This window comes from Dongia mobilis, from assembly GCF_004363235.1.
In the GTDB taxonomy this organism is placed as follows: domain Bacteria; phylum Pseudomonadota; class Alphaproteobacteria; order Dongiales; family Dongiaceae; genus Dongia; species Dongia mobilis.
The window spans coordinates 235,064-257,053 of sequence record NZ_SNYW01000007.1 but is presented as its reverse complement, the minus strand read 5'-3'; the positions used below and the strand labels follow the sequence as shown (position 1 = coordinate 257,053).

Sequence of the window (21,990 nt, the reverse complement as noted above, 5' to 3'; positions counted from 1 at the left end):
GGGGTTGCACGAGAATGACGCGACGCAGGTTGGATTGCCCGGCTGGCTCGATATGGCGGCTCGCCCTCTGGCTGGCCGCGGCAGCCGCTGTCGCCGCCGTCCCGGCTGATGCCGCCGACCCCAAGGATGATATCGTGCTCGGTGCCATGCTGGCCGAGTTTCACCTGGCCGTCGCCAGTTCGCTTGCCGCCAAGCAGCAGCTTCCGGCCACCTATACCGAACAGAATCTGGCAGATGCTGCCCAGCTGGCGCGCCTGACTCATCGCCCGAAGGTCGATGGGACGGCTGATTTCGACCTTGCCCTCGGGGCCTTTCTCGCCTTTGCCGGCTCGCTCGACCAGGAGGATAAGGCACCGCTGTCGCCCTCGCAGGCGCGCTTTCTCGCCTGCCAGCTGGTTGGCGCCGACACGCTCGCCTTTGCCGAACTGGGACGGCGGATGCAGATCGATTCCGATGGCGCCGCCGCCTGCATCGACGCGTTCGCGAAGGCGACCGCGTCCTGGAACGAGCGCCTCAGTTCGTTCCGTCTCGGCCCCGGCCTGATCCAGCCCGCCGGGGCCGGGCCGCTCTATGTGGAAATCGCTCCCGTCTTCAACCCGGCCAACGAGGCAATCGCCGCGATGCTGCGGGAAAGCGGTCTCTACGATCTGCTGGCAGACCGTCTCAACGCGCAGATGCTGCTGCCCGGCGCCCGCGTCCTGCTGGCGACCGAATGCGGCGGCACGCAGGGCTTCTATAACCCGGAGCGGCGCGAGATTGGCCTCTGCGACGAGCGCATCGCCGCCTGGATCGCAGCAACCACGGCGAGCGGAGACTAGGACCTAGAACCGGCCATAGCGATAGAGGTCCGTACCGTTGTTCTCGAGCCACAGGCGGGCGGGCTCGACCGACCGGCAGATCTCGCCACACAGCTTCCAGAAGCGGGGGCCGTGATTCATCTCCTTGAGATGCGCCACCTCATGGGCGATGACGTAGTCCATCACATGCTTGGGCGCGAAGATGAGGCGCCAGGAGAAAGCGAGCTCGCCTTCGCTGGTGCAGGAGCCCCAGCGGCTCTTGGTGTCGCGGATGGTGATCTTCTTGATCTTGCGGCCGATCGCCTCCGCCTTGGCCTGGGCGCGCGCCTCGATCTCGCGCTTGGCCTCGATCTTCAGCCAATCCTGCACCCGGCGCGGCACATGCTCTTCGTGGCCGGCGACATGAATCTCCTCCTGCTCGCACCACACCACGCCGCGCGCATTGGGCCGATGGCGGATGCGGTGCGGGTTGCCGAGGAAGGGAATCGTGGCGCCATGGATGAAGGGCACCGGTTCGTGCAACTGATCGAGCCGCTCTTCGATCCAATCCTTGTTGCTTAACGCAAATCGCTTTCCTTCATCGCGCGAAGTGCGTTTCGGCAGCACGACAACAATGCGCGACGTGCCGTAATCGAGGCGCAGGATGATGCGCCGCGCGCGGTTGTTCTGCTTGAACACCAGCGGCACCTTGCGCGTGGGAAAGGCAAGCATGTGGATGTCGCTTGCCTCCGACATCCGCCGCAACGTCACGCGCTTCCTTTGCACCGGAGCGGGAGCCCGCCGGTTTTCAGAATTTGCCTTATTTTTCCGTCCGTTCCGCATGGCCGTCGAGAACAATCCACATATCCCCAGGGTGAAGTTTGGACCCCCGGGGACCACTCTACGGCCCGCTTTGCGTCGCTTTCAACCGCTTACTGTTTTTTTAGAGCGACCGCGCCCTTCGCTGGTTAACGCGGCCGCCTCGGCCGAGATAAGGGCCTGTTTTCGCTGGCTTCCCCAGGCATAGCCGCCAATTGCCCCATCGTTACGCAAAGCACGGTGACAGGGAATGGCAATCGCTACCGGATTGGCGCCGCAGGCCTGGCCGACTGCCTGGGCTGCCCCAGGCTGGCCGATCACCCGGGCGATGGCACCATACGAAAGGGTCTCGCCGGTCGGGATTCGCGACAGAGTCGACCAGACCTTGCGCTGGAAGGCGGTCATGCGGATGTCGAGCGGCAGATCCCGGCGCGGGGTCTGGCCGGCGATGCGACGCAGGATTTCGGCGAGATACCGCCCAAGACCGGAATCATCGCGGGCGATCGACCGGGCGCGGGGAAACTCGGCACGTAGCTGGCCCTCGAGGTCGCCGAGGTCGTCGCCGAGTTCGACCCGGCAGATGCCGCGCGGCGTGGCCGCGACCAGCACCAGACCCAGATGGCTCTCGCCGACGGCATAGCGTATTTCGGCCCCCCTGCCGCCCTCGGCATAGGAGGCGGGGGTCATGCCAAGCGCCGCCCCGGCACGCTCGTAGACCCGGCTGGAGGAGCCGAAGCCGGCCTCGAACGTCGCGGCGGCAACACCCGCCCCGCTGCGCAGCCCCTTCTTGAAGCGCTCGAGACGCAGGCTTTCCTCGTATTCGCGCGGCGACACGCCCATGGCGCGCTTGAACTGGCGCTGCAGGTGCCAGGGGGAAAGGCCGCAATGGCTGGCCAGTTCGTCCAGCGTCACCGGTCCATCCGCCTCGTCGGCCTGGCGGGCCTTGATATAGGCGGCGGCGCGGCCGACCATCTCCATCTGGGTCTCGCTCATCTTGGGGCCCTTCCCTCGCATGCTATACATACCCCGCAGATTTGGCCGAGATTGCCCTTACCCGCTATCCGGGCCTTGCGCACCAGCCTAGCCTGAACCGGCCTGCTTGAGGACCCGACGATGAGCGCCGACCCCTTCGACCTCGAACGCTTCGTCGCCGCCCAGGACCCGCTCCATGAGACGGTCCTTGCGGAGCTGCGCGCCGGGCGCAAGGAAAGCCACTGGATGTGGTTCGTCTTTCCCCAGATCGCCGGCCTCGGCTTAAGCTCCATGTCGCGACGCTATGCCATCGCCAGCCGCGCCGAGGCCGCAGCCTATCTCGCTCACCCGGTCCTGGGGCCGCGCCTGCGCCAATGCACGGCCCTGGTGAACGCCCATGGCGGCGCAGACATCCATGCCATCCTCGGGTCGCCTGACGACATGAAGTTCCATGCCGCGATGACGCTGTTCGAGGACGCTGCCGGGACGGTGGCGGACCGGGCACCGTTCCAGACTGCCCTGCGGCTGTTCTTTGGCGGCAGCCGGCATGCAGCAACCCTTAACAAACTGCGGGCATGACTGCCTCGACAGGCGCGGCCCGGTGAATTATCTAGGCCCTACCAAATATCCCAATGGAAGAGATCTGCCATGACTGAGACTCGCTCGGCCGCCCTGCCCGCTTCCTTCAGCCCGCTGCGCCTGGAAACCCGTTCCCGCGCCTTCCAGATCGGCGCCGTGCTGCTCGGCACCCTCTTCCTGGCGCTGTCCTCCTGGATCGAAGTGCCGATGTTTCCGGTGCCGATGACCATGCAGACCTTTGCCATCACCGTGGTCGGCGCGTTCTATGGCTGGCGTCTTGGCGGCTTGACCATCCTTGCCTGGCTGGGCGAGGCGATGGTGGGCCTGCCGGTTCTGGCCGGCGGCGCCGGTGGCCTCGCGCATTTCGCCGGGCCCACCCTCGGCTACCTCGTCGCCTTCCCGATTGCCGGGGCCCTCGTGGGCTATCTTGCCGAGCAGGGCTGGACCCGCAACATCGCCCTCGGCTTTGCCGCGATGCTGCTCGGCAACGCGCTCTGCCTCGTCATCGGCGGTGCTTATCTGGCCTCGCTGCTCGGGCCCGAGCAGGCAATGGCCCTTGGTGTCACCCCCTTCATCCTGGGTGGCATCCTGAAATCGGCCCTCGCCGCCCTTATGGTGAAGGCGAGCTACCGCCTCGAGCGTCAGTAAAGGGCGGCGGCAAGGCGCTTCGTGACCGTCAGGCTGCGCGCGCATCACCTGCTGTGCATGCTGACCTATGTCGGCAGGGGATACAGCGCCGCCTTCACCGAGAATTTCGACCGTATCTGCGAACGCTTGGGGCGGGGCGAGGAGATCGAACTGGTCGAAGGACCGGACGATGTCTGCGCCCCGCTTCTGTGCACCGCCGATCCGCATTGCCATGAGGCCAGCGTGGTCGCGCGCGACCGTCTCGCGGCCGACGCAGCAGCCTTGCAGCTGAAGCGGCCGGTCACTACCGGCTCGCGCTTGGTGCTGGATGCAGACTTACTTGGCCGATTGCGCACCGCCTTCCGCAGCGGGGCAAGCCGGGCTGCCTGCCGATCCTGCGAGTGGCACGACCTCTGCACCGACGTCGCCGCCGGCGGCTACCGGGAAATCAAACTGCGCGCCGGTTGACGAAGGCGACCCGCCAGGCAGCGCCGAAGCTCTGGCCCTCGATATGGTCAAGGCGCGTCACCGAGCAATTGTCGACCGAGAAGCCGAGCGCGCGCTCCGGCTCGATATTGAGGGCGGCGGCGAGCGCCGCGCGAATGGTGCCGCCATGGGTAACCACGACGATGTCGTTGCCGGCATGGGCCAGGGTCAGGCGCAACAATGCCTTTTCCACCCGGTTGACGACGTCGGCGAAGCTCTCGCCGCCCGGCGGCCGCTCAGTCGCCGGCGCATGCCAGAAGCGGTGATAGGCACCGTCGCGGCTGGCATCGAGTTCGGCATAGGTGAGGCCCTGCCAAGCGCCGAAATGCTGCTCGACCAGATCGCGCTCGATGAGGGGCTCGACCGGCTCCCGCCCCTGGCCGCGATGCAGCGCAGCCAGGGTCTGGTGCGTGCGCCTGAGATGCGTTGCCACCCAGACGGCTTCCTGCGGCAAAAAGCCGGCGAGGCCGCGAAAGAGCGCTTCATCCGAGCAGTCGCAGTCAAAGTCGTCCTGGCCATAGATGCGGCCATGGGCGCCGATCACCGGCGCATGGCGCACCAGCCAGAGTTTGGTTTCGGTATGGTCCATGATCGGGTTCGGTTCAGATCAGCGTCACCAGGTTTATGAGGATCGCCATCTCGGCAACTTGCTCGACGGCGCCCAGCACGTCGCCGGTATAGCCGCCGAACTGCCTTTGCGCCAGCCGCGCCACCAGCCAGGTGGCGGCAAGAGCCGCCAGCAGCGCCACCAGGGCGGCGACCGGCGCCACCGCGATTACGGCGATGACCAGGGCGATGATCAGCGACCAGTAGGCGATTGCGGGGCTCGGCCGACCGGCGCCGGCGGCGAGGCCCTCCTGCCTGGCCAAATCCATCCGGCTCATCACCAGCGGCAGGACGCCGCGCGAGAGGGCATGGGCGGCAATGAGGGCGCCGCCAACCAGTTCGGGCGCTGCCAGCGCGGCCAGGGACGCCACCTTGATCGCCGTTGCAAAGACCAGTGCGAGGCCACCATAGGAGCCGAGGCGGCTGTCGCGCAGTATCTCGAGCCGCTTAGCGAGCCCGCCTCGGGCACCCAATGCATCGCAGACATCGGCAAGGCCATCCTCGTGCAGGGCCCCGGTCACGATCCCCGTCGCGGCCACGGCAAGCAGCGCCGCCAGCAGGGCAGAGAGGCCGATCTGGAATCCGAGATAATAGACCAGCCCGCCGATCAGCCCGACCACCATGCCGGCGAAGGGGAAGGCCCGCCCGGCATCCGCCAGCGACCCTGTCACCGGTTTCACCGGGAGCCGGGTGAAGAAGCCGAGGCAGAGCCAGAAATCGCGCTGCCACGCGGCGAGGCTGTTGACGGTGGGACTGGCCTGCGGTCCGGGTTCCGGTCCAGACCCTGGCGCCGCTACCGATTCTGGCCCGGATTCCCGGCCGGCCGCGCCGACCGCTGGATCCGGGGCCGAAACGGCCGGCTCCTGCGCGGCGGCGACCGTGTCGTCCTGATCGGGTTGGTTGGGGTCGGTCATGATGGATTTTCAGCGAGGCCGTGCTGGCAGGCGACGGGACAGCGGGTTATAGGACTGCCACCGTCGGTCGGGCCGGGCCGGGGCGCGAACATTTTTGCGGACATGCGGCGATTTTGGAGCAAGGCGTGATGTTGGACAACCGATCGATGGCGACTTTTGCGGAAATGCGGCGAATCATCGCCGATTTTCCGGGTCCCGACCAGGAGGCAGCGGCCACAACCGCCCAGCGCGAGGGCCAACTGACCAAGCCGGCCGGCGCGCTCGGCCGGCTGGAAGAACTGGCTGCCTGGCTTGCCACCTGGCAGGGTCGCACGCCGCCCGCAATCAACCATCCGCGTGTCGCTGTCTTTGCCGGCAATCACGGTGTCGCCGCCCTCGGCGTCTCGGCCTTTCCGGCGGCCGTCACCAAACAGATGGTACTCAACTTCACCCATGGCGGCGCGGCGGTGAACCAGCTCTGCCGGAACGCAGATGCGGATCTGCGCGTCTATGAGATGTCGCTGGACGAGCCGACCAGGGACTTCACGCAGGCACCGGCTCTCAGCGAGATCGAGGCGGCGCGCGCCATGGCCTATGGCATGATGGCGGTGGAGCCCGGCGTCGATCTGCTTTGCGTCGGCGAGATGGGCATTGCCAACACGACTGCCGCCGCCGCGATCGCCGCCGCCCTCTTCGGCGGCAGCGGCAGCGATTGGGCCGGGCCCGGCACCGGAATCCACGGCGCGCAACTGCAGCGCAAGGCGGAAGTGATCGATCTCGGCCTCGACCGGCACAAGGCATCCTTCGACGACCCGCTCGCCATCCTGGCCGCCCTCGGCGGACATGAACTGGCCGCCATCACCGGCGCCGTGATTGCCGCCCGCATGGCGCGGGTGCCGGTGCTGCTGGACGGCTTCGCCACCACGGCCGCAGCGGCAATCCTCCTGAAAATTGCCCCGGGTGCGCTCGACCATTGTGTGGTGGCGCATTGCTCGGCCGAACCCGGCCACAAGCGGCTGCTGCAAGCGATTGGCATGCGGCCGCTGCTCGATTTCGGCATGCGACTCGGCGAGGCTTCGGGCGCCGCCCTCTGTATTCCGATCCTCAAGGCCGCCGCCCTCTGCCACAGCGGCATGGCGACCTTTGCCGAAGCCGGCGTCAGTGGTAAGGATTGATTTCCGTTCACCATTGATTCTCATCGGGATGCAATGAGCCAGGAACTTGCCCGTGCCTTTCTGCTGGACCGGTTGGGATTGCGCGGGGCGTTCTGGCCGCGCGAGAGGGCAAAGGCCGGGGCGGTGGGTCTTGGCATGATGCAGATCGACAGCATCCGGTCGACCGGCCTGCGCAATCACGAGATAGCCTGGGCCGCGCGCACGGACGCACCGATCGGCGACCTCTATGACCTTTTTTATGGCGACCGGGCGATGCTGGAAACGCATTACCCACTGTTTGCGACACGGCGCGACTGGGTCCCCTTCTTCCTCAAGGATTTCGCCAAGGCGGTGAATCAAGAGCGCCTCCGGGAAGCGCGGCCGCTGATGCGCAAGGTGAAGAAGCACATCGCCGAAAATGGGCCGGTCTCGCCGGCCGATCTCGAGAGCGAGCGCGTGACAGGCGGCTTCAACACCGTCAAGGCAACGACGCGGGCACTTGAATATCTTTATCACACAGGCCAGGTGCAGATCGCCGGCCGCACCGCCAATTTCCACCGCCTCTTCGACCTCACCGAGCGCGTGGCGCCGGAATTGCTGACGCCGCCCGCCGATTACCGCGCCCGCCACAAGGAGTTCTTCGTTCTCTCCGCCCTCGCAGTCCTCAAGATGGCGACGCCGCAGCAACTGGCGGAACGGGTCGCGCATCATTTCGGCACCTGGCGCGGCGGCGGCCTGCCGGTGGCGCGCAGGCTGATCGAACAGGCGCTCGACCACAACCTCATCGACTGGATCGAGGTATTGGAAGGCGACCGGCATCACCGCTTCCTCGCCCTCAAGGGCGACCTCGACCACTTCCGCGCCCGCTGGCAGGCGGCTGATGAAACCGTCCGCCTGGTCCCGCCGCTCGACAATCTGATGTTCAGCCGACGCCGCTTCACCGAACTGTTCGGCTTCACCTACAAGTTCGAGGCCTATACGCCCGAAGCCCAGCGCCGCTTCTATTTCGCCATGCCGCTGGCTTACCGCGACAATATCGTCGGCCTCATTGACGGCAAGAAGGAGGGCGACGACTGGCGCGTCACCGGCCTCGACCTCTATCGGCCAGTGTCGCCCGATTCCCTGCGCGCCGGCCTGCATCGCTTTGCCCGCATCGCAGGCTGTACACGCGTGACGGCGCCGAGCGGCATCAGACGCGATCTGAAGAAAGCCCTCACCGGCAGGATTGAGGCAGCATGAACGACTCCCTGCCCGCCCAACTCCGGACACGCGACCGGCGCGCGGTCACGGACGTTGCAGCCGATCCCGCGACCGGCGATATCACCGGCATGGTGCCGATGGTCGGCGCCTGCCGCTGGCGCAAGGACGGCCGCATCCTCTCCACCCCGACGATGGCCTTCGGCGGCGAACAGGCCGGGCCACTCGATCTTCTCCTTGCGCCGGTTGAAACCGGGACGGGGCCGCGACGGGCTTCCATGGCAGAGGCCCTGTCCGATCCGGCGGGCCGCAACGCCTGCTGCGACTAAGGAAAACCACCTGAACGCACACCATGGCGTAGGTATATTTGCCCGGTGTCATCCGGCTGTAACACGACCGTGGGACAAGCGCCGTCATGCTGCAGACGAAGGTGAGCATGGGACCGGATATGGTGGAGCGAAGCGAGAGTGAGCTGCGCCCCGCCGCCATTGCCCTGGCCGAACAGACCGATAATGCCCGCGCCTTCACCCTGCTGGCCCGCGATTTGGCAAGCCCGGCAAGGACAGTGCCGCCCGAAGCCACCGGCGCCACGGTGCTCGATCTTTTCCGCGGCAATACCGCGCTCCCCCTCCTCGCCATCACCGATGCCCACGGTGTCATCTATGGCGCGGTCGAGCGCGACCACCTGCTGTCGGTCTTCGCGCAGCCATTGTGGTTCGATGTCTATTTCAAGCGCTCGATCCAGCCGCTGATGAACCGGGCGCCGCTGATCGTCGACGAAATGGTTCCATTGGACGAGATCAAGCGGCTCATCACCCGCGAACACACCGATGCGATCGATTCCGGCTTTCTCGTCACCCGGCATGGACGCTTTCTTGGCATCGGCACCATGGCGCGGCTGCTGGAACTTACCGTCGAACAGGCGCATCGCCGGCTGCAGCAGCTGGACGAGGCACGCACAGCCGCCGAATTCGCCGCCGCCTCGCGCGCCCGCTTTCTCGCCACCATGAGCCATGAATTGCGTACGCCCTTGAACGCCATCATCGGCTTTTCCGAATTGCTGCTAGCTGCCCCCGATTCCGGGCGCCACACACCGCAGCTCGGCGATTACCTGGGCGACATCCGGGGCAGCGGCCAGCATCTGCTCGACCTCATCAACGACATCCTAGACTATTCCAAACTGGAAGCCGGCGCCGTCACCCTGGCCCCGGGCCGGTTCCACCTGGACGAGATGCTGCATTCCGCCATCGGCGTGGTGCGCGGCCAGGCGGCGGCCCGCGCGGTCGAGATCGCCTTCGAGGCGATGTCCGGCATCGATCTTTTCGCCGACGAGCGGCGCCTGCGCCAGGTGGTGATCAACCTGCTCTCCAACGCCGTCAAATTCTCGCCCAGCGGCGGCAAGGTCCTGGTACGGGCACGGCGCGATCTGGCCGGCTCGCCGGTGATCGAGATCGCCGATCACGGCATCGGCATCGCCGCCGCCGATCTTGAGCGCGTGTTCGAGCCTTTCACCCAGGTGGAAAGCCATCTCAACCGGCGCAACGAGGGCACCGGGCTCGGCCTTTCGCTCTCGCGCCAAATCATGACCCTGCATGGCGGTCAGCTGCGTCTCGAAAGCGCACCGGGGGTTGGCACCACCGCCATCATGATGCTGCCCACCGGCAGCCTGGCCGAGCCTATTCGCCCACCTGCAGCAGCAGCCCGAGCTTTCGCGCCCGCGCAAAGCTGAACACATAGACGACGATGCCGACGGCGATCAGCCCGGCATTGAGGGCGCCTGCCGCCAGGAAGTGATCCCAGCGGAAGGTACCGTCGAACAGCACGGCGCGCATCCCCTCAAAGACATGGGTCGAGGGCAGAGCCCAGGCGATCGCCTGGGCCCAGCCGGGCAACACCTCGATCGGGTAATAGACGCAGGAGAAGGGCGCCAGCAGGAAAACCAGGAACCAGGCCATGTTTTCGGCGGCAAGGCCGTAGCGCAGGATCATGGCCGTCACCATCAGGCCGAGGCCGCAGCCCATGATGAGCAGGTTGAAGAAGAAGGCGAGCAGCGGGACGCCCAGCGCGAAGATCGAAAAATCGTAGAACGGGATGGCCAGCAGCATGGCGGGCAGCACGCCGACCGACGCGCGCAGGAAGGCCATGACGATCAGCGCCACGATGTGTTCCAGCGGCGTCAACGGCGAGCAATAGAGGTTGGCGAGATTGCGCGACCACAATTCCTCGATGAAGGACAGCGAGAAACCGAGCTGACCGCGGAACAGCACGTCCCACAACATGACCCCGGCCAGCAGGACGCCGAAGGCATTGGCGATATAGCTGGAATTGGTGGCGAGGAATTGTGACAGGAATCCCCAGATCACCATCTGCATGGTCGGCCAATAGGCCATCTCCACGAGGCGCGGCCAGGATCGCCGCAGCGTGTAAAAATGACGCAGGCACATGGCCGCGACGCGATTGGGTGAAAATGCCGTCATGACAGCACCGGCAGTTCCGCCACGCGGCGGTCACGGGCGATGTCGAGGAAGACCTCCTCGAGATTCTGCCGCCCGAAGCGGTAGATGAGGTCGTCTGGCGTGCCGCGATCGACGATCTTGCCCTTGCGCAGCATCAAGACCTCGTCGGCCAGGCGCTCGACTTCGCCCATATTGTGGGAGGCAAGCAGGATGGCGGCACCGGTCTCCTTCTGGAACACCTCGAGATAATGCCTGATCCAATCGGCGGTATCGGGATCGAGCGAGGCGGTAGGTTCGTCCAGCAACAGCAATTCCGGCTTGTTGAGCAGCGCCTTGGCGAGCGCGACGCGGGTCTTCTGCCCGGCCGAGAGCGACCCGGTGCGGCGGTCGACAAGGGCGCCGAGATCCAGCGCCGTAGTCAGTTCGGCAATTCGCTGTGCCGGATTCCGGATGCCATAGAGCCGGGCGAAGACGGTCAGGTTCTCGCGGGCGGTGAGGCGATGCGGCAGGTCGACATAGGGCGAGGAGAAGTTCATCCGCGGCAGGACCGCAGCCCGGCTGCGCGCGATATCGCTGCCGAACAGACGGATCGATCCGGCGCTGGGCAACAGCAGGCCCAGCAGCATCGAAATGGTCGTGGTCTTGCCCGCGCCGTTGCCGCCCAGCAGCGCCACCGTCTGTCCTGCCGCGACGCGGAAGCTGATGCCGCCCACGGCGCAGACCGCACCGAATCTCTTTTCCAGATTGTCGACGACGACGATATCCATGCTCTCGGCCGAATCTGACGCCGCCCATCATTAGCGCAAGGCGGTTACGGCGGCATAGTACCGCCCGCGCAGGTCTGCCTTGCGCGGGCGGAAGGTGGTGCTTGCCAAATCGGGTGCGGATGCCTTTGATACCCCCGAAACGTGGATAGGGGGCGGCGGCTCGGGATGAGCATCGAATCGGTCAACATGCAGGCGACGCCACATCGCCCGCAGCGTCGCACCACCAGCGGCCGAGTTCGCCTGCAGACCCTGCTGGCGATCCGCTGGGTGGCAGTCGCCGGCCAGGCCGGTTCCCTGCTCTTCGTCGAATTCGTCCTCGGCCATGAACTCTACCTGCTGCCGGCCATCCTGACGGTTGGCGCCCTGGCCGTAGCAACCCTCTGGCCGCAAATCCGACGCAAATCCTCGGCCCGGCTGACCGATCGCGAATCGGCCCTCTATTTCGCCTTTGACATGGTGCAGCTATCGGTCCTGTTGGGCCTCACCGGCGGCCTCCACAACCCCTTCTCGCTGCTGCTGCTGGCGCCGGTCACGGTCTCGGCGGCGGCACTCAGCTTCCGTTCCACGCTGGGGCTTACCGCACTTGCCATCACCTGCATCAATGCGCTGGCCTTCTTCCATTTGCCCCTGCCCTGGCCGGCGGACAGCGCCTTCACCCTGCCGCCGGTCTTCGTCCTCGGCCTCGCCATCGCCCTTGCCCTCGCCGCCGTCTTCATCTCGATCTATGTCTTCAAGGTGGCCGAGGAATCGCGCCGGGTTGCCGACGCGCTGATGGCGGCGCAATCGGCCCTCGACCGCGAGCAGCGCATTTCGTCGGTGGGTGCGCTGGCCGCCGCCGCAGCGCACGAACTGGGCTCGCCGCTGGGCACCATCTCGCTCATCGCCAAGGAACTGACCCGCGACCTGGCGCCGGATTCACCCTATCGCGGCGATGCCGAGCTGCTGCTCTCCCAGGCCGACCGCTGCCGCCAGATCCTGGCCGAGATCGCCGCGCGGCCGGAGGAAAGCTCTAAGGACCATTTTCATGTACTGCCGGCCCCGCTCCTCATCGAAGTGGCGGCCGAGCCGTTTCTGCGCCCTTCGGTCGCCCTGCGGATCGAGGCCGTGCCGGATACGGGGGAACGACAGCCGCCGCTGCTGCAGCGCCGGCCCGAGATCATGCATGGCCTCGGGAATCTGTTGCAGAATGCCATCGAATTCGCCAAGGAAGAGGTCCGGGTCGCCATTGCCTGGAACCGCGCCGAGATCAGCATTACCATCTCGGATGACGGCAGCGGATTTCCGCCCGATCTGCTGGCCCGGTTGGGGGACCCCTACGTCTCGGCCTCGGCCAGCCCGGGGAAACTGCCCGCCAAGCTGGCCGGCCGCTATGGCGCCGGCCGCGGCCAGGCGGCGGCAAAGGCGGAACGGAAGGGGGACCACATGGGCCTTGGCATCTTCATCGCCCAGAATCTACTGGAGCGGGTCGGCGGCCATGTGCAGTTCGGCAACAACCAGTATGGCGGTGCCGAGGTCCGGGTTGTCTGGCCACGTGGCGCCGTCGACGGCGAAGCGCCGGGCGGCCAATAGGGAAACGCAATGCAACTGGCAGCGACAAAGGACAGCGCGGCATGACCGAGACCAGCGACAAGAGCCTCCTGATCATCGATGACGATGCGCCATATCGACAGCGCCTGGCGCTGGCGCTGGAGAAGCGCGGCTTCCAGGTGACGCAGGCGGAGAGCGTCGAGGCGGGCATTGCCGCCGCCAAGGCACGTCCGCCGCGCTATGCCGTGGTCGATTTGCGCCTGGCCGATGGCAGCGGCCTCGATGTCGTGCCGGAGATCAAGAAAAGCCGGCCGGATTGCCGCGCCGTCATTCTGACCGGCTATGGCAATATTGCGACCGCGGTCGCCGCCATCAAATCGGGCGCCGTCGACTACCTGCCGAAACCGGCCGATGCCGACCAGGTGGAAGCCGCCCTGCTCGACCACAAGGACGCGCTGCCGCCGCCGCCCGAACAGCCGATGACGGCAGATCGCGTACGCTGGGAGCATATCCAACGGGTCTACGAGCAATGCGACCGCAATGTCTCGGAAACGGCGCGGCGCCTGCGCATGCATCGGCGAACGCTGCAACGCATCCTGGCGAAATACGCGCCCCGCGGCTGAGCCGGGCGTTGGGCGACGATCAGCCAGTGTCGACACCGACGGGGTTCTGGGACAGCTATCTCGGCAGGCTGCGGCAGAAGATCGGCAGTGATCTGCTGCTGCTGCCCGGTGCCTCCTGTCTGTTCGTGAACGAGGCCGGCGAATTGCTGCTGGAGCGGCGCAGCGATTTCGGCCTCTGGGGCATTCCGGGCGGCAATATGGAACCCGGCGAGGACATCGTCAGCAGCCTCCGGCGCGAGATGCTGGAGGAGACCGGCTGGAATGCCGCCGACTTCATCCCCTACGGTTTTGCCTCGGACCCGGCCACCAAGACCATCACCTTTCCAAACGGCCATCGCTGCCAGTACTTCGTGCTCATGTTCTGGTCGCCCTGGCCGGAAGGGCGCGAACCGGTCGCCTCGGCGGAATCGCTCGCCTTCGGCTGGTTCCGACCCGATGACCTGCCGGACGATGCCATGAAGTCGCTGCCAGCCAGCGTCGCCGCCTATCAGCGCTTCCGCAGCAGCGGCGTCTTCCAGATGACCTGAAGGAAACGACCCGCACCATCACTGGTGCGGGTCGCATCTTCTTCGGGAAAGTGACGCCGCCGGCTCAGCTGTCCTTGCCCATCTTCGCATCCACGCTCCACGGGCCCGGGCCGCTGAAGACGATGTAGAGAAAAACGAAGCAATAGAGGATGGCGGCATCGCCGCCGTTCAGCACCGGGAAGAAGCTCTGCCCGGCATGGCCGATGAAATAGGCAGCGGCCATGGTGCCGGAGGCGAGGAAGGCCGCCGGACGGGTGAACAGGCCGAGGGCTATGAGGACGCCGGTCACCAGCTCGATCCAGCCGGCCCACCAGCCGGGCGAGCCCGGTTCGGGCGACCATTCACCTTGCGGAAAGCCGAGATGCTTCATGGTGCCGTGGGCGAGGAAGATCAGACCCGACATGATGCGCAGGATCGAGAGGAATTTCGGTGCCCAGGGATTGAGCGAATCTTTGAGTGCCATGGGGAGAATCCTTTGCGGCTTGCGGTGACTTGTGCGTAGCAACCAGCGAACAAACCTTGGCAACCACCGGCTGGGTGGGCTTGATGTAGGTTAATTCAGCGACTCGGCAGGTGCCAAGCAGAGGTACTGTGCAGGATTGCAAGATTTGGGGCGGTCCGGCAGCGTGGCATGCAAGGCGAGACCGTCGCCCGTTCGCAAGAAGGAGAGAGCCATCGTGATTACTGCGGATCTCGGCGGCAAGGTGGCACTGGTAACCGGCGGCGCCTCCGGCATCGGTTTGGCCACGGTCGAGTTGCTGGCTGCCAATGGCTGTGCCGTCGCCATCAACGATCTGGCGCGCAACCCGCGCCTGGAGGCAGAGGTTGCGCGCCTCTCTGCATCCGGCCACAGGGTCGCCGCGGCACCAGGCGATGTCGGCAATATGGACGAAGTCGAGGCCATGGTGGCGGCAGTCATCGCCCGTTTCGGGCGGCTCGACTATCTCGTCAACAATGCGGCCACGCCCGGCACGTCGAAACCCATACCGGTCGACGATTTCGCCACCATGGACGAGGCCTTCTGGGCCAAGCTCGTCAACGTCAACCAGATCGGTCCCTATCGCTGCGTTAAGGCGGCGGCGGCGCATCTCAAGGCGGCAAAAGGTGCCATCGTCAATGTCGCCTCGACCGCGGGCCTCGCTTATGGCGCCTCGTCCTCGGTCTACGCCTCGACCAAGGCAGCCATCATCCTGCTGACCAAGGAATGGGCCTATGCGCTGGGACCGGAGGTGCGCGTCAACGCCATCGCTCCCAACGTGGTCGACGGCTCGGGCTGGGATTGCCGCTTCGATCCGCAAGCCATGGCCGCCACCATCGCCCGGATGCCGCTGAAGCGCGCCGGCAAGCCGGCCGATTACGCCGAGACGATCTTCTACCTGCTGGCGGGCGCGCCTTATGTCACCGGCCAGACCATCGTCATGGATGGCGGCGGGGTGCGCTAGGCGCCGCCGCTGCTAATCCCGCTCGGTATCGAACGGATTGTCGGTGCGGCGCAGGATAAGGCGAACCGGCGTGCCGGGCAGGTCGAACACCTCGCGCAGGGACTTCACCAGATAGCGGTGATAGGATTCCGGCAGTTCGTCGGCCTTGGCAGCGAACAGTGCGAAGGTGGGTGGGCGCGTCTTGATCTGCGTCGCGTAGCGCAGCTTGATGCGTCGGCCGCTGACCAGGGGCGGCGGATGCTGCGCTACCACATCGGCCAGCCAGCGGTTTAGCCGCGCCGTGCCGACGCGCTTGTTCCAGGTGCGATAGATGCCGAGCACCGCCCCCATCAGCTTGTCGAGCCCGCGCCCGGTCATGCCGGAGAGGGTGACGACGGGGATGCCCTTCACCTGCGGCAGCGACCAGTCGATGCGTTCGCGCAGCTTCTTCAGCGCCTCGTTCTTGTCCTCGATCGAATCCCATTTGTTGGCGGCAATGACCAGTGCGCGGCCCTCGTCGATCACCTGACGGGCGATGGTGAGGTCCTGCTTCTCCAGCATGTCATTGGCATCGAGCACCAGCACCACGACATGGGCATACTGGATGGCGCGCCTGGTGTCGGCACCGGAGAGCTTCTCCAGCTTTTCGGTGATGCGAGCATGGCGGCGGAGGCCGGCCGTGTCGATGAGGCGGATCGCCTGCTCGCCCCATTGCCAGTCGATGGCGATGGAATCGCGGGTGATGCCGGCCTCGGGCCCGGTCAGCAGCCGGTCCTCGCCGAGCAACGCATTGACCAGTGTCGACTTGCCCACATTGGGGCGGCCGACGATGGCGAGTTGGAGATGCTTCGGCGCCACCGGCTCCGGCAGGTTTTCGTCGTCGCCGGCATCCTCGTCGAGATCGAGCGGCGTCACCTCCTCGAGTTGCGCGTCGCGCGCGGCCGCCGCGTCCAGGCGGCCCTGCGCCACCTTGTCCGCCGCAATCGGCTCCAGCGCATCATAGAGATCACCGAGGCCCTCGCCATGCTCGGCCGAAAGCGGCAGCGGGTGGCCGAGGCCGAGGCGGAAGCCTTCCAGTGCGGCGGCACTGCCGGCATGACCTTCCGCCTTGTTGGCGATCAGGATCACCGGCTTTTTCGATTTGCGGAGGAGGCGCGCGAAATGCTCGTCGAGCGGCGTCACGCCGGCGCGCGCATCGAACACCAGCAGCGAGACGTCGGCTTCGGCGATTGCCGCTTCGGTCTGCTCGCGCATGCGCGCTTCCAGGCTGTCGTCGCTGGCATCCTCGAAACCGGCCGTATCGATCACTGTGAAGGAAAGGCCGCCCAGCGAAGCCTCGCCATAGCGGCGGTCGCGGGTAACGCCCGGCGTGTCATCGACAATGGCGAGCCGCTTGCCGATCAGGCGGTTGAACAGGGTCGACTTACCCACATTGGGGCGGCCGACGATGGCGACGGTCAAAGCCATGGTCTTGGGCGCAATCTCTCACGATGCCGCGAATAGGCACGCGGCGAAAAAATGTCAGCGGAAGGCGGTCAGTTCGGCGTCATCCGACAACATGAACACCATCTCGTTGGCCACCACCGGCGGCAGGTGCGAACGGTCGGGCAGCTGCTGCTGTCCCATCACCTGCCCGGTATAAGGCGAAATCGAGAGAGCGATGCCGTTCGATCCGGTCACCAGCAGCCGGTCACCGGCCAGCACCGGCCCGGACCAGTAGATCGGGTCCTCGCGCTGCTCCAGATCCTCGAAGGGCGGCAGCGGCCGGACCCATTTGATGCGGCCGTCCTCGCGCGTCACGCAGATCACCTCGCTGGAGGAGGTCATCACATAGATGAAGTCGCCGGCCGCCCAGGGCGATTGCGTGCCGCCCAGGTCGCGGCTCCAGTAGCGCTCGCCACGGCGCAGGTCGATCGCCGCCATGACGCCGCCATTGCCGATGGCGATGACGCGATCGCGGTCGATCACCGGTCGGCCGCGAATATCGGACAGCGCGGCAACGGAAGACGCGCGGGCACGGCCGGCAAGACTGTCGGTCCAGAGCGAATTGCCGTTGACCACGTCGAAGGCCAACAACTCACCCGAGGTATAGGCGGCGACGACGACATTGCCGAGAACCGCGGGCGTGGAGCCGCCAAGCAGACCGGCGGCTTCCTCAACACCGGCATTGGACCAGAGGCGACGGCCGTCATCAACAGCATAGGCCAGGAGCTGATTGTCGATCGTGATGACGAAGACGCGTCCGTCGCTCACCGTTGGTGCCGAACGCATCGGCGCCGGTGCCGATGCACGCCAGACGAAGGCGCCAGTCTTGGCATCAAGCGCATATATTTCGGCATAGGGGGTCGTGATGAAGATCTTGCCCTCGGCCACGGCCAAGCCACCGCCGAACAGATCGTCATCCTCGTCATCCGGGGTCATGTCGGCCTGCCAGACACGTTGTCCGGTATCAACCTGGAAGGCGCGCACCAGGGCTTCGGCATCCAGCGTATAGATCATGCCGTCGGCAATCACCGGCTCGGCCAGCAGGCGGTTCGAATCGCCTGCCGAGGCACCGACATCCACGGACCATACTTCGTTGAGCACGTCGGCGCCGGCCTGCAGATGGTACATCGCATGGGTCGGATTGCCGCCGGCCTGCGCCCAGTCGGCGTTGACATAGGGTTTGGGCAGGCGCACCGTGACGTCGGCCAGGGCCGGGTCGGCATTGAGTTCGGTGTTGAGCTGCAGCACCGAGACTCGCTCACCGGGCAGCGGCACCTTCTGCTTGTCGCAGGCGGCGAGAGCCAGCATGCCGATCATCAGGCCGCAAGCCACTGTCAGCCGGCCGATGCCGGTCCGATCGCCACCGCGCGCTGCCACATTCGCCCTCATCTCATCCTCATCCATCATGCGCGGTCCGTCGCGTAACATCTGCCCAGCACGGCCGGCCTATTGAGCAAGGCGGTCGCGCATGATCGTGACCCGGTTGTCGAGGCCGGCAGGTGCCCCCGGCGCAGCCGCCAGCGGTGCCAGATCGTCGAAAATCTGCCGCGCACGTGCATTGTCGCCAGCAGCATGGGCCGCAAGTCCGGTGATCTCGAGGGCGAGCAGCCGATAGGGATTGCCCTCCGCCAACAGCGGTTGCACCAACTCCTCGCCATCCGCCGCCCGATCGATATCGAGGGCGAGGTAACCGCCCATCACCGCGGCGGCACCACGCATGGGCGCGTCCAGCTTCTCGTCGCCGGCCATTGCGGAGAGGATGTCAAGCGCCTGCGGCTTGTCGCCGGCGAGAACGGCGGCACGCGCCATGTCGAAGCGGGCGAGGCCGGAAACCGGTCCCTTCTGCCCGGCGATGCCGGCGAAAATGTCCACTGCGGCCTTCGGGTCCTGCTGGCTGGATTGCAGGGCGGCAAGATATTCCGCCCCCGCCTGTTCCCTGGCGCGGTCATGATAGATCCGCCAAGCGGTCACGCCGGCCGTACCGAGCACCACGAGCGCAACCAGGGCATAAACCAGATTCTGGTATTTTGCCCACAGGGCCGAGGCCTTGTCGCGCCGCAGGTCCTCTTCTACTTCTTGAAAAATATCAGACACTTACTACCCCTGGACAAACCCCGCGCCACAGGCGGGATGTCGTTTCTGCACCGCCAATCCGGGGGGCCGGGCAGCGATTTGCGCGCTAACATACATTCCAGGCTAGGCCCTTGCAAACCGCGGCATGGCACCGGCAAGGCCGCCGGCCGACGCGCATCGCCCGGGCTCTCATTAAGATGGAACGGAACTTGCTTAACCAGAGGGTGATTGGCCGCATGGCGCGGCGGCAAGCGAGGCGATGTCCATGACGAAGCGATACCTTTCGGGAATACTGCTGGGTCTTCCAATGCTGCTGGCGGGCTGCGACACCACAGCCCTGCCGACCTGGGTTTCGGGCGGAACTGCCTATGTCGCGGTCGAGGGCATCGCTCTCAACCAGACCGGCAAGACGGCGTCGGATCACCTCGCCTCGCTGGCGACCGGCAGCGACTGCTCGATCCTGGACTTCACCAAGACCGGGCGATATTGCCGGACCGCGGCGGAGATCGCGCAGGAGCAGGCCGCGCAGAACCGCCCCTATCCCGGCTACTGCTATCGCGGCCGCGCCGAAACCGTCTGCTACGACCAGCAGGATCCGACGGCAAGCAGCGAAGTCGACGTCTATCCGTTCAATCGCTGATCCATTCCGACTCTGATCTGGTGCTGATCTGGCGCCGCGACGGGGTCGGCCAGGCTTGGCCGCGACGAACCGCTTTACCGATGGACGGCTTTCGGCGACACTTTCGTGACGCCGGCATGCAGGCCGAGTCGGGTGAAGCAACGCAAAGGAAAGCATGTCGCAGCTTGTCCTTCTTGCCGATTATCGCCGCCAGGGTCACCGGGTCTATTTCAACCGGGACGAACTCAATCTGCTTCTTGGAATTTACAGCCGCAAGGTGGCGCATGCCGTCTGGCGCGATTATGCCATCGACCACCGCAGCAACATGGCGGTGTTCTCGATCTTTCGGCGCACCCAGGAGCAGCCGAGTTTCACCCTCACCAAGGTACTGCTGCGCGGCGAGAAGGAAGCCAATTACGTGCTCCTGGCCGGCAAGCGGCAGTTGAAATCCTCTCGCCGCCTGGCCGATCTGGTCGATCTCCTGGATCGGCAGTTGAATCCCGTCGATTGAGCCGTCATATTCCCGCCCGCCGGCCCCGCCGGGCGGGACATAGACACTATATGTTCCAAGAAAATTCGCCCTTATCCACAACATTTTGCGGATATCCCCTTGCCTCGCCGTATGTTGTGGGGTGAAATGAAACGCACTCAATATCTTGAGCCGGCCCTGGCTGTTGCAGCCTGCGGTCCGCCAGACATCGCCAGCCTTTGATCCGGTGGGGAGAAGACACATGGAATGGACCGAACAGCGCATTGAAATGCTGCGCAAGCTCTGGGGCCAGGGCCAGACAGCGAGCCAGATCGCGACCCTCCTGGGTGGTGTCACCCGCAATGCCGTGATCGGCAAGGCGCATCGCCTGGGCCTGACCGGGCGGCCGTCGCCGATCAAGCGGGATTCCGGTGACGGCGCCAGCGCGGCCCCCCGTCGCAAGGCGGCAAGCGCGCAGCGCCGGCAGCAGCCGGCCATCGCCCCAATGCCGACCCTGCGGACCGGCACGGCACCGGTAGCGGCCCCGGAAACTGCGCCTGAGGCGGACGCCGCCCTGGCGGCGCCGACAGCACGCGGCAGCGAACCGGTCCTGCCCAAGGCGCCGCCGGCGCCGCGGACCGCCGCCCAGACTGGTTCCAAATCCTGCTCATGGCCGATGGGAGATCCGAAGCAGCCGGGTTTTCATTTTTGCGGCGAATCCGCCGAACCGGGGCGGCCTTATTGCGCTCATCACTGCACCATCGCTTATCATCGCAAGTCTGAAGCGGCCTGATATAGCATTGGCCTGACATAGCGATGCCGGCCTGGGCGCGAGCTTGACGACCGGATATGGATAAGGTTTAGGCCCCGACCGGCCGGTTGCCGGCGACATGCATCAGGACAAGGTGGGGGAAGATCTGGCGGCCGGGCAAACCGGCCGCCATTTTTTTCGCCTTGGTCCGCTGCTTGCGATCAACCCAATGCTATGCAGCGCTGGACGCAATATTCTTGCTTCTTAGCTGCCAAACACATTTCTTAAAAACAATCACAATAAAGTGAGGCCCTATATCATGGGACTACGCCGTCCCAGAAACTCCCACATATAGGGTTAATTAATGGTGAACAGGCACTAAAATTTGAGATAATTGTCCCAAAACGATACGAGTATCACTATTGTATGAGCATTTTGTGTACATAATGTTGCAGCGCGACTCGGCCGTCGCCATTTTCCGCTTAGTCAGATTTCGCGACTCGGGCGCCATGGCACCTCGAAAGCGGACATCTTCAGCCAGTTTTCTCGGGACGGAACGAAATGAACACCACAACCCAAACGGCGGCCGCGAACGACCAGATGCCGCCGGTCGCAATCGACAACACGCTGCGCATTCAGGTCGTGCCCAACAGCGTTGTAGACCTGCCATTCCAGGCCGACCGCGTTGAAGCCCGCCTGGGCGACAACGGCAACCTGGCGCTGCGCCAGGGCGAAACCACGATTATCTTGCTGGGCTATACGGCTGCCAGTGAGGAAGGGACCGTCACCCTGCGGGGCAGCGACGGCGCCGAACTCGACCTGGCCGACATTCTGGCAGCGACCGATCCCAATCTTGACATCAGCACGGCGGCAGGACCGGCCGCGGGTGATGCGGGCGATGCCGTCAATACCGGCGGCGTCTTCGACCCCTTCGCGCCGCGCGCGGGCATTGGCGGTCTGGCCGGCATCGGCGGCTTGCAGGCGACCGAGTTGAACTATCGGACGATCACGCGCGAAGAGCCACTTCTCGTCGATGCGCTCGAAGACGAAGTCGCGGGGCCCACCGGCCCGACGGGCGAGACCGGCCCCACTGGCCCGACGGGCGAAACCGGCCCGACCGGCGAAACTGGCCCGACCGGCGAAACCGGCCCGACCGGCGAAAC

The 21,990-nt window shown here is 65.6% G+C and carries 26 protein-coding genes; 16 read left to right on the top strand and 10 right to left on the bottom strand.

What is annotated here, in order from left to right:
• Positions 1–14 precede the first annotated feature (14 nt).
• Complete coding sequence (locus A8950_RS06975) at positions 15–818, top strand: hypothetical protein (protein WP_133612917.1); 804 nt, start codon at positions 15–17, stop codon at positions 816–818.
• 3 nt (positions 819–821) lie between these two features.
• Here the strand turns inward: A8950_RS06975 and A8950_RS06970 are convergent, their stop codons facing one another.
• A complete protein-coding gene (locus A8950_RS06970) occupies positions 822–1,547 on the bottom strand; it encodes a M48 family metallopeptidase (protein ID WP_166645035.1) in 726 nt (241 codons plus the stop codon).
• Between the two features lie 153 nt (positions 1,548–1,700).
• Positions 1,701–2,588 carry a bifunctional transcriptional activator/DNA repair enzyme AdaA gene (locus A8950_RS06965; RefSeq protein ID WP_166645034.1) on the bottom strand — a complete coding sequence of 296 codons (888 nt, stop codon included), beginning with the start codon at positions 2,586–2,588 and terminating at the stop codon, positions 1,701–1,703.
• A 120-nt stretch (positions 2,589–2,708) separates the two neighbouring features.
• On the opposite strand from A8950_RS06965, the gene A8950_RS06960 reads away from it, so the two are divergent.
• The 3 genes from A8950_RS06960 (at position 2,709) to A8950_RS06950 (ending at position 4,241) form a co-directional block, all read left to right on the top strand.
• Positions 2,709–3,146, top strand: coding sequence for a DUF1810 domain-containing protein (locus A8950_RS06960; RefSeq protein ID WP_133612914.1), 438 nt, complete (start codon positions 2,709–2,711; stop codon positions 3,144–3,146).
• Positions 3,147–3,215: 69 nt separating this feature from the next.
• Positions 3,216–3,794 carry a biotin transporter BioY gene (locus A8950_RS06955; RefSeq protein WP_133612913.1) on the top strand — a complete coding sequence of 193 codons (579 nt, stop codon included), beginning with the start codon at positions 3,216–3,218 and terminating at the stop codon, positions 3,792–3,794.
• A 21-nt stretch (positions 3,795–3,815) separates the two neighbouring features.
• The gene (locus A8950_RS06950; protein ID WP_133612912.1) at positions 3,816–4,241 is read left to right on the top strand and encodes a DUF1284 domain-containing protein; all 426 of its coding nucleotides are present in this window, start codon (positions 3,816–3,818) and stop codon (positions 4,239–4,241) included.
• On the opposite strand, the gene A8950_RS06945 is transcribed toward A8950_RS06950, so the two are convergent.
• Together A8950_RS06945 and cobS are read right to left on the bottom strand one after the other, a co-directional pair.
• Positions 4,222–4,848 (bottom strand): histidine phosphatase family protein, encoded by a 627-nt coding sequence (locus tag A8950_RS06945; protein ID WP_133612911.1) that lies wholly within the window; start codon positions 4,846–4,848, stop codon positions 4,222–4,224. The genes A8950_RS06950 and A8950_RS06945 overlap by 20 nt on opposite strands.
• A gap of 13 nt (positions 4,849–4,861) precedes the next feature.
• Entirely contained in the window at positions 4,862–5,779 is a 918-nt protein-coding gene (gene cobS, locus A8950_RS06940; protein WP_133612910.1) for an adenosylcobinamide-GDP ribazoletransferase, read from the bottom strand.
• A gap of 128 nt (positions 5,780–5,907) precedes the next feature.
• Here cobS and cobT point away from each other — a divergent pair, with 128 nt between their 5' ends.
• The 4 genes from cobT (at position 5,908) to A8950_RS06920 (ending at position 9,838) form a co-directional block, all read left to right on the top strand.
• Complete coding sequence (gene cobT, locus A8950_RS06935; protein WP_133612909.1) at positions 5,908–6,933, top strand: nicotinate-nucleotide--dimethylbenzimidazole phosphoribosyltransferase; 1,026 nt, start codon at positions 5,908–5,910, stop codon at positions 6,931–6,933.
• A 33-nt stretch (positions 6,934–6,966) separates the two neighbouring features.
• Entirely contained in the window at positions 6,967–8,151 is a 1,185-nt protein-coding gene (locus A8950_RS06930; protein WP_133612908.1) for a DNA glycosylase AlkZ-like family protein, read from the top strand.
• Entirely contained in the window at positions 8,148–8,438 is a 291-nt protein-coding gene (locus A8950_RS06925; RefSeq protein WP_133612907.1) for a hypothetical protein, read from the top strand. The genes A8950_RS06930 and A8950_RS06925 overlap by 4 nt, the downstream gene beginning before the upstream one ends.
• A gap of 86 nt (positions 8,439–8,524) precedes the next feature.
• Positions 8,525–9,838, top strand: a complete 1,314-nt coding sequence (locus tag A8950_RS06920; RefSeq protein WP_133612906.1) for a sensor histidine kinase — start codon at positions 8,525–8,527, stop codon at positions 9,836–9,838.
• Here the strand turns inward: A8950_RS06920 and A8950_RS06915 are convergent.
• Both A8950_RS06915 and A8950_RS06910 read right to left on the bottom strand, forming a co-directional pair.
• Entirely contained in the window at positions 9,786–10,586 is an 801-nt protein-coding gene (locus A8950_RS06915) for an ABC transporter permease (RefSeq protein WP_133612905.1), read from the bottom strand. The two genes, A8950_RS06920 and A8950_RS06915, sit on opposite strands and share 53 nt — an antisense overlap.
• Positions 10,583–11,332: an ABC transporter ATP-binding protein gene (locus A8950_RS06910; RefSeq protein ID WP_133612904.1), complete on the bottom strand. Its 750-nt coding sequence runs from the start codon at positions 11,330–11,332 to the stop codon at positions 10,583–10,585. Before A8950_RS06910 ends, A8950_RS06915 begins: the two co-directional genes overlap by 4 nt.
• Before the next feature lie 165 nt (positions 11,333–11,497).
• Between A8950_RS06910 and A8950_RS06905 the strand changes: the two genes are divergently transcribed.
• From A8950_RS06905 to A8950_RS06895, 3 genes are read left to right on the top strand one after another with little or no spacing between them, the layout of a single operon-like run.
• Entirely contained in the window at positions 11,498–12,901 is a 1,404-nt protein-coding gene (locus A8950_RS06905) for an ActS/PrrB/RegB family redox-sensitive histidine kinase (protein ID WP_243735553.1), read from the top strand.
• 41 nt (positions 12,902–12,942) lie between these two features.
• Positions 12,943–13,482 (top strand): ActR/PrrA/RegA family redox response regulator transcription factor, encoded by a 540-nt coding sequence (locus A8950_RS06900; RefSeq protein ID WP_133612903.1) that lies wholly within the window; start codon positions 12,943–12,945, stop codon positions 13,480–13,482.
• 26 nt (positions 13,483–13,508) lie between these two features.
• The gene (locus A8950_RS06895; protein WP_166645033.1) at positions 13,509–14,009 is read left to right on the top strand and encodes an NUDIX domain-containing protein; all 501 of its coding nucleotides are present in this window, start codon (positions 13,509–13,511) and stop codon (positions 14,007–14,009) included.
• Between the two features lie 64 nt (positions 14,010–14,073).
• Here A8950_RS06895 and A8950_RS06890 read toward each other — a convergent pair whose 3' ends face one another.
• Positions 14,074–14,472: a DoxX family protein gene (locus tag A8950_RS06890; protein ID WP_133612901.1), complete on the bottom strand. Its 399-nt coding sequence runs from the start codon at positions 14,470–14,472 to the stop codon at positions 14,074–14,076.
• A gap of 214 nt (positions 14,473–14,686) precedes the next feature.
• Between A8950_RS06890 and A8950_RS06885 the strand changes: the two genes are divergently transcribed.
• Complete coding sequence (locus tag A8950_RS06885) at positions 14,687–15,451, top strand: SDR family NAD(P)-dependent oxidoreductase (protein ID WP_133612900.1); 765 nt, start codon at positions 14,687–14,689, stop codon at positions 15,449–15,451.
• A gap of 12 nt (positions 15,452–15,463) precedes the next feature.
• On the opposite strand, the gene der is transcribed toward A8950_RS06885, so the two are convergent.
• From der to A8950_RS06870, 3 genes are read right to left on the bottom strand one after another with little or no spacing between them, the layout of a single operon-like run.
• Positions 15,464–16,897, bottom strand: a complete 1,434-nt coding sequence (gene der / locus A8950_RS06880) for a ribosome biogenesis GTPase Der (protein ID WP_133612899.1) — start codon at positions 16,895–16,897, stop codon at positions 15,464–15,466.
• Between the two features lie 54 nt (positions 16,898–16,951).
• The gene (locus A8950_RS06875; protein WP_166645032.1) at positions 16,952–18,322 is read right to left on the bottom strand and encodes a PQQ-like beta-propeller repeat protein; all 1,371 of its coding nucleotides are present in this window, start codon (positions 18,320–18,322) and stop codon (positions 16,952–16,954) included.
• Between the two features lie 39 nt (positions 18,323–18,361).
• Positions 18,362–19,009: a tetratricopeptide repeat protein gene (locus A8950_RS06870; RefSeq protein WP_133612897.1), complete on the bottom strand. Its 648-nt coding sequence runs from the start codon at positions 19,007–19,009 to the stop codon at positions 18,362–18,364.
• Positions 19,010–19,253: 244 nt separating this feature from the next.
• Here A8950_RS06870 and A8950_RS06865 point away from each other — a divergent pair, with 244 nt between their 5' ends.
• The 4 genes from A8950_RS06865 to A8950_RS06850 all read left to right on the top strand — a co-directional run.
• Positions 19,254–19,628, top strand: coding sequence for a hypothetical protein (locus tag A8950_RS06865; RefSeq protein WP_133612896.1), 375 nt, complete (start codon positions 19,254–19,256; stop codon positions 19,626–19,628).
• Positions 19,629–19,782: 154 nt separating this feature from the next.
• A complete protein-coding gene (locus A8950_RS06860) occupies positions 19,783–20,118 on the top strand; it encodes a DUF2794 domain-containing protein (protein WP_133612895.1) in 336 nt (111 codons plus the stop codon).
• A gap of 220 nt (positions 20,119–20,338) precedes the next feature.
• Complete coding sequence (locus A8950_RS06855; protein WP_133612894.1) at positions 20,339–20,869, top strand: GcrA family cell cycle regulator; 531 nt, start codon at positions 20,339–20,341, stop codon at positions 20,867–20,869.
• Positions 20,870–21,388: 519 nt separating this feature from the next.
• A partial coding sequence (locus A8950_RS06850) for a collagen-like protein (protein ID WP_133612893.1) occupies positions 21,389–21,990 on the top strand: 602 nt, incomplete at its 3' end.